This is a genomic window from Wolbachia endosymbiont of Drosophila tristis (assembly GCF_028981745.1).
Lineage (GTDB): Bacteria > Pseudomonadota > Alphaproteobacteria > Rickettsiales > Anaplasmataceae > Wolbachia > Wolbachia pipientis.
Map to the genome: position 1 here is coordinate 1 of NZ_JAPQLN010000090.1, position 5,152 is coordinate 5,152.

Consider the following 5,152-nt stretch of genomic DNA (forward strand, 5'->3'; position numbering starts at 1 on the left):
TTTTTCTTCTACTATATTTTGTAATTTCATAATTCATTTTCTCAAAAATTCCCTGCTTCTTCCATTGCCTGAACTGCTCATACACAGTCTTCCATAGCGGAAAATCATTTGGTAAATACCGCCATTGACACCCTGTACGCAATACATAGAAAATTGCTTCTAATATTTCTCTTTTGCTATACTTTGGCGGCCTTCCTCCTTTCTTGTATGATACTCTGAAGTGTTTTTCTATTCTTGCCCATTCCCTTTCGCTTAGATCTGTTGGATACTTTTTTCTCATCTTTACCCCGTACTAAAATTTCAGATATTATAGCCTTTTACTTGTTTCCGGACAACCTCTAATACTTAAATTAGGCTTAGGACTTTGTGATGAGATTGATGGTGGTGAGCTGAAGCATCTAGTCTTTGCTCAGGATAAGTTAAAAAGTGATAACAACTTATCAAGAAGCCAAGAAATGGTCGATGGTATTGTTGATGAGTATAGGGGAGACTTTGAAGGTAGTGGAAGATGTTAGGGTTACTTAGTGGTCTTGGTAAAGGAGCGCTCGAGGGTAAATATGAGCAAAGACTTTTGGAACGAAAACGCTTTGAGGAATTCCAAAAGCAACACATGGAACAACAACTTAAAGCTCAGGAGTTATTACCTGATGAAAAAGAGTACATTTCAAATGTACCAAGATATCAAAGAGCGATAGATTTAGCTTATGAGAAGCTGGGTGCTGCGGAAGGTGCTTTGCCTGATTCTAGATTTTCCAGGCTACTCTATGGTGATAAAATTAATTCAGTTATGGATCTTTTTAGAGATGAATCTAAAGTCAATGCTCGCAATGAGTTTGGCCGTTACCTAGAAGGCGAGCTTTTACCTGCAATTATGCAGATTGAGGGTTTGCCTATAAATAAGTATTCAGTGGAGGCTTTCAAAGAAAAGTTCGATGTCAATAAACTCTCAGCCAAGAGTTGGAGGAAGTTTTTTGATGAAACGAGGGAAAAGCTTGATGCCCGTGCTGGGGATATTCAGAAGAAAATTAGAGGGCTAAATGAGACACAGCTTGGTCAGCTAATGCAAGATCCACAGATACAGGCAACCGTGAAGGAAGAAGCTACGAGAAAACTTGATAGTCAGATTGAAGGCTTAAGTGATGATGAACTTGATACTTTAATTAAGTTTTCAGGTAATCCTGAGATTATTAATGAACCACCGGAGATAAAGAAAAACTTTTTTCGAGAACTGGGGTTACAGATGATAGCGGATATTCCGGCTGTTGCAATAGGAGCTACGCTTGGGGCACCTTTAGGACCTATTGGGATGTTTATAGGAGGCAGTCTTGGAGGTTTGGTAGGAGCATATGCTGGAACTGCTGCTGAAAGAGGAATGGCAGGTGATCCAAATGCGCTCTCTAATGCGTTTACTGATACAAAAGAAGATGCAGCTTTGATTCTCGCAGCTCATGGGCTGGGTAATGTGGTAGCTAAAGGTGGAAAAGCAGTAACAGGTCTGTTTAAACAGGGTAGAGAACCTGTACGCAATGTAGTTAGTCGTGGTTTTGATACTGCAATAAAAGACGTACCAGATATTAAAGTAAATGATGTAGGAAAGTTCTTAAAGAGTGCTACTAAGGAAACTAACAATCCTTTTCAAAGAATTGTTGCTAAGGATTTAGCAAAGAAGTTTTCTAGTAAAGATGGAAATTATACATCCAAAGAATTTGCCGATATATTATCAGGACTCAGGGAATCTTCTCGAAATTTAGCCAAAAAATATGATGTACCAGAAAATCAGATCAGAGATGTTGTAAGCAAACTAGAAGAACACTTTTTACCGCTGCGTGCCAATGTCAGTAAAACAATGGGGCTACTAAGCGGTGCGAGTAGTGCCTTAGAGAAAGGGAACGTTAGAAAAGTAGCTGAAGTATTTGGTGAATTACCTGAAAAGATTGCTATTGACAACGGAGTATTTACTAAGGACCAAGTAATTAGAGGTTTTTTGTTAGAAAATGCTGACGCTATTAGAAATAAGTTTATAGCACCTGTTGCTTCAGAAAAATTGACAGAGTTTGCTAATAAAACAGGATGGTTTGGTCATTTATCTGGAGGAGCTATAAAAGAAGTCTTAGCACAAATAGGTCTCAATGGATTTGCAGATGGCAAAATTGCTAAGTTATTTGCCCAATATTCTTTTGGTTCTGCCAAAGATCCAGTAACACGAGAACTACTATCTGCTTTGCAAGGCAAGATTATCGAAGAACAAAGTGGTTTCATCTTAGAAATGCTTAAAAAAGCAGCTATGAGTGGTGGTAAAGTAGCTCTTCGTGGACGGGTAAAAGGAAATGACTAAGCTAGAGTACTTAATGAGACTGCGCAATAGTTGGTTTGATTATTGGAGTCAAAATATCGAGCAGGCACGGCGGCAGCATAAGTTCGTGATCATGGGGCAGCAATATACTGAAAATGAACAGCGAGAGCTGCTAAATATTGGTGCAGAACCGATAGTTTTCAACGTCACATTTGCGATGGCTGAGAAGATTTTAAACACTGTACGCGGCAAAAGGTATGACTTGGAGCTTAAGGTTAATGGTGAGAGCAAAGATCCGGAGATTATGCAATTGATGCATAATCATATCACGGATCTGATCTTTAGTCAAGATCACTATGTGGAATATAGCAAAGCATTAAAAGAAGCAATAATAGGAGGATATTCTGCGCTTTATGTTGGTTTTGGTTACAATAACGAAGATATCGAAGATGATGAATTGACCTTTAAAATCAGGGCAATAAACGGTACTGAAAGTTTCTTCTTCGATCCACATAGTAATGAGCCACATAAGGGTGATGGACGTTACTGTGGTATTATTCATCGCTTATATAAAACTAGCTTGGAAAAAATGGGTTTTTCCCCTGCTAAAATTGCAAAGCTGGAATTTAAAGATAAAGATACTGTTCCTTATATTGAAGTTACTGATTTGTATTTAAAAAAAGATGGTGGCATAACTTTTTATCGCTTTACGAATGAAGAGATTCTTGAAACTAAGGAATTATATGGTCACAGACATTTGCCACTGGTATTTCATGGTGGCTGCTCTCATTATATTGATAATCATGAGGTAACAAGACCGCTGGGTGTTATGTGTCATTATGCACAGAAAACCTATAATCATTGGTTAGGTAAGGAAGTAGTATTGCTACTACTCCCTCCCTTAGAAACGCAGCATGCAGGTTTTCCCACACTACGCTTGAGCCCCTTATCTCAGTCCTTCTTTTCTCGAACCGGCTTGTCCTTCATGATTCCTCAGAAAACATCATTCTTAATGGTGACACCAACAGTAGAGAACCTTCTCTTGAGAAAGAGCTTGCTAACATTTTTGTTTGTTTCACTCTTTCATCCAAATACTTTTTCCATTTTAAGTCAAGTGGATTTGCATCCGCCCTGATTTTAACATGTCGTCTGATAGGTATATCAATCAACCTAAGCAGTCTTAAATACCTTATCTCTTTCGGTTTGTTCTTGCATATGGGTGCAGCAAAGACCCATTGGCGTTGTTTCATTACCTTGAAGTAACGATTCTTTATCCAACGTAATCCTTTACGAGGATGTCTTTTCTTTGCCCATTTCCATAGAGCACACATAATTTCATGGTCTATTTTGTTAAAAGCTCTTTTCGCACACACATGGCTGTAGTAATTTCCCCATCCCCTTAATAGGGAATTGAGCAACTTGATTAGTACGGCCTGAGTGTTCGCTATGTTTGCCTTTATCAATGTACGTGCTTTATTAAGAAGTTTCTTAATACTTTCTTTTGAAGGTTTTATAATTAACTTCTTATTATACCTGCGTACATTACAACCAAGAAAGTCAAACCCTGTTGTAATAGATGTAATTTTTGTTTTCTCTTCGGAAAGGATAAGACCTCTCTCCTGAAGAAAGGACGATACTAGAGGTTTTACTTCATTTTCCAGTACTTCACGTGTGATTCCTGAAATGATAAAGTCATCTGCGTACCTGATTACATTTACTCCACTTCTGATTTTGCTTCTTCTTTTACTGCCAAGTTTACCAAATTGACTTTCCAATGATTTTTCAAGTCCATTTAGGGCTAGATTTGCTAGTATTGGAGAGATGATACTACCTTGTGGGGTACCTGCAGTTGTGGAATACAGAGTTTTTGATTCTAGGAAGCCAGCTTTTAACCAGCTATGAAGAATTTTCTTCTCCATAGGAATATGCTTCATGAGCCATTCATGGTTAATGTTATCAAAACACCCTTTAATATCACCTTTGAGTATCCATTGTAGTTGGTTACGGCTTGCCAGTAACAAGTGACAAGCCACAGTAGCGTCTGCGCAGGATCTTTTTGGTCTAAAACCATAAGAGTGACGATCACTGATCGTTTCAGCTATCGGTTCCAAAGCAAACAAGTATAATGCTTGCATGGCTCTATCTTTTATCGTAGGGATTCCAAGAGGTCTTCTTTTGCCATTAGACTTACTGATGTATATCCGTTTTAGCGGAGAAGGTTTGTATCCTCTTTGTTTTAATAGCTTTATTCCTTGAAATTTTGTGTTGCAAGTTGACCATATTTGACGATCTACACCTGCTGTGTTTTTTCCTTGGTTTTCAGTTACTCTCTTAACCGCCAAAGCTTTGCCGCTAAAAGAGCGTGTGAGAAGGTGTTGTAAAGTTTTCACCTTACCCATCTGCCTTGTTGGACAGCCTTAACAATACGCCTCTGTAGCCTCATAACAACTTTTTGGCATTTCTTCCAGGGTAACTGGTTCCATGCTTCGGAGTTATTGGTAGGTGCACTTACAGTTGTACTTGTAATCATCTGCTTTCCTACCTTAAGTGGTTAACAAAGTTTCTTGTCATGAGGGACCAAATGGAAGTCTGCTCGTTTTCACGCGAATTAATGTTACAAATTCTATCCATTTCGTTACAAAATGGCATTCGCTTTCTCCATTATCCTTTACCTGCACATCCATCAGCATTCCTTGCGGGTTGCCTGCCATATAGGCGAAAATACAGGCTTATCCTGTTCCTTTTGTCATACAATAGTGGGTTAGGTGGCTTCTCTATACCGGTGATTTGCGTACATCCAGAAATGAAAAATGTCACATTACCTTTTGGTCGGAGCTTATCAGCATCTTTAGCTCTTTA

3 protein-coding genes and 3 pseudogenes are annotated in these 5,152 nt (G+C 38.7%); 3 read left to right on the forward strand and 3 right to left on the reverse strand.

Features of this window, described 5'->3' with window-relative positions; translation table 11 throughout:
- The coding region (locus OZD64_RS03760; RefSeq protein WP_044471353.1) for an IS5 family transposase at positions 1-280 on the reverse strand (280 nt) is incomplete at its 3' end.
- Between the two features lie 228 nt (positions 281-508).
- On the opposite strand from OZD64_RS03760, the gene OZD64_RS03765 reads away from it, so the two are divergent.
- Both OZD64_RS03765 and OZD64_RS06870 read left to right on the forward strand, forming a co-directional pair.
- The gene (locus tag OZD64_RS03765) at positions 509-2,335 is read left to right on the forward strand and encodes a QueT transporter family protein (RefSeq protein WP_208571741.1); all 1,827 of its coding nucleotides are present in this window, start codon (positions 509-511) and stop codon (positions 2,333-2,335) included.
- Positions 2,336-2,348: 13 nt separating this feature from the next.
- Positions 2,349-2,894, forward strand: a pseudogene (locus OZD64_RS06870) (portal protein); the annotation flags it as partial.
- Positions 2,895-3,154: 260 nt separating this feature from the next.
- On the opposite strand, the pseudogene OZD64_RS03770 reads toward OZD64_RS06870, so the two are convergent.
- Together OZD64_RS03770 and ltrA are read right to left on the reverse strand one after the other, a co-directional pair.
- Positions 3,155-3,280 (reverse strand): annotated as a pseudogene (locus OZD64_RS03770) (Rpn family recombination-promoting nuclease/putative transposase); the annotation flags it as partial.
- Positions 3,277-4,823: pseudogene (ltrA, locus tag OZD64_RS03775) on the reverse strand (group II intron reverse transcriptase/maturase). The pseudogenes ltrA and OZD64_RS03770, both read right to left, overlap by 4 nt.
- A gap of 51 nt (positions 4,824-4,874) precedes the next feature.
- Between ltrA and OZD64_RS03780 the strand changes: the two are divergent.
- Positions 4,875-5,152 (forward strand): hypothetical protein (locus OZD64_RS03780; RefSeq protein ID WP_274999123.1); only part of this gene is annotated, 278 nt, incomplete at its 3' end.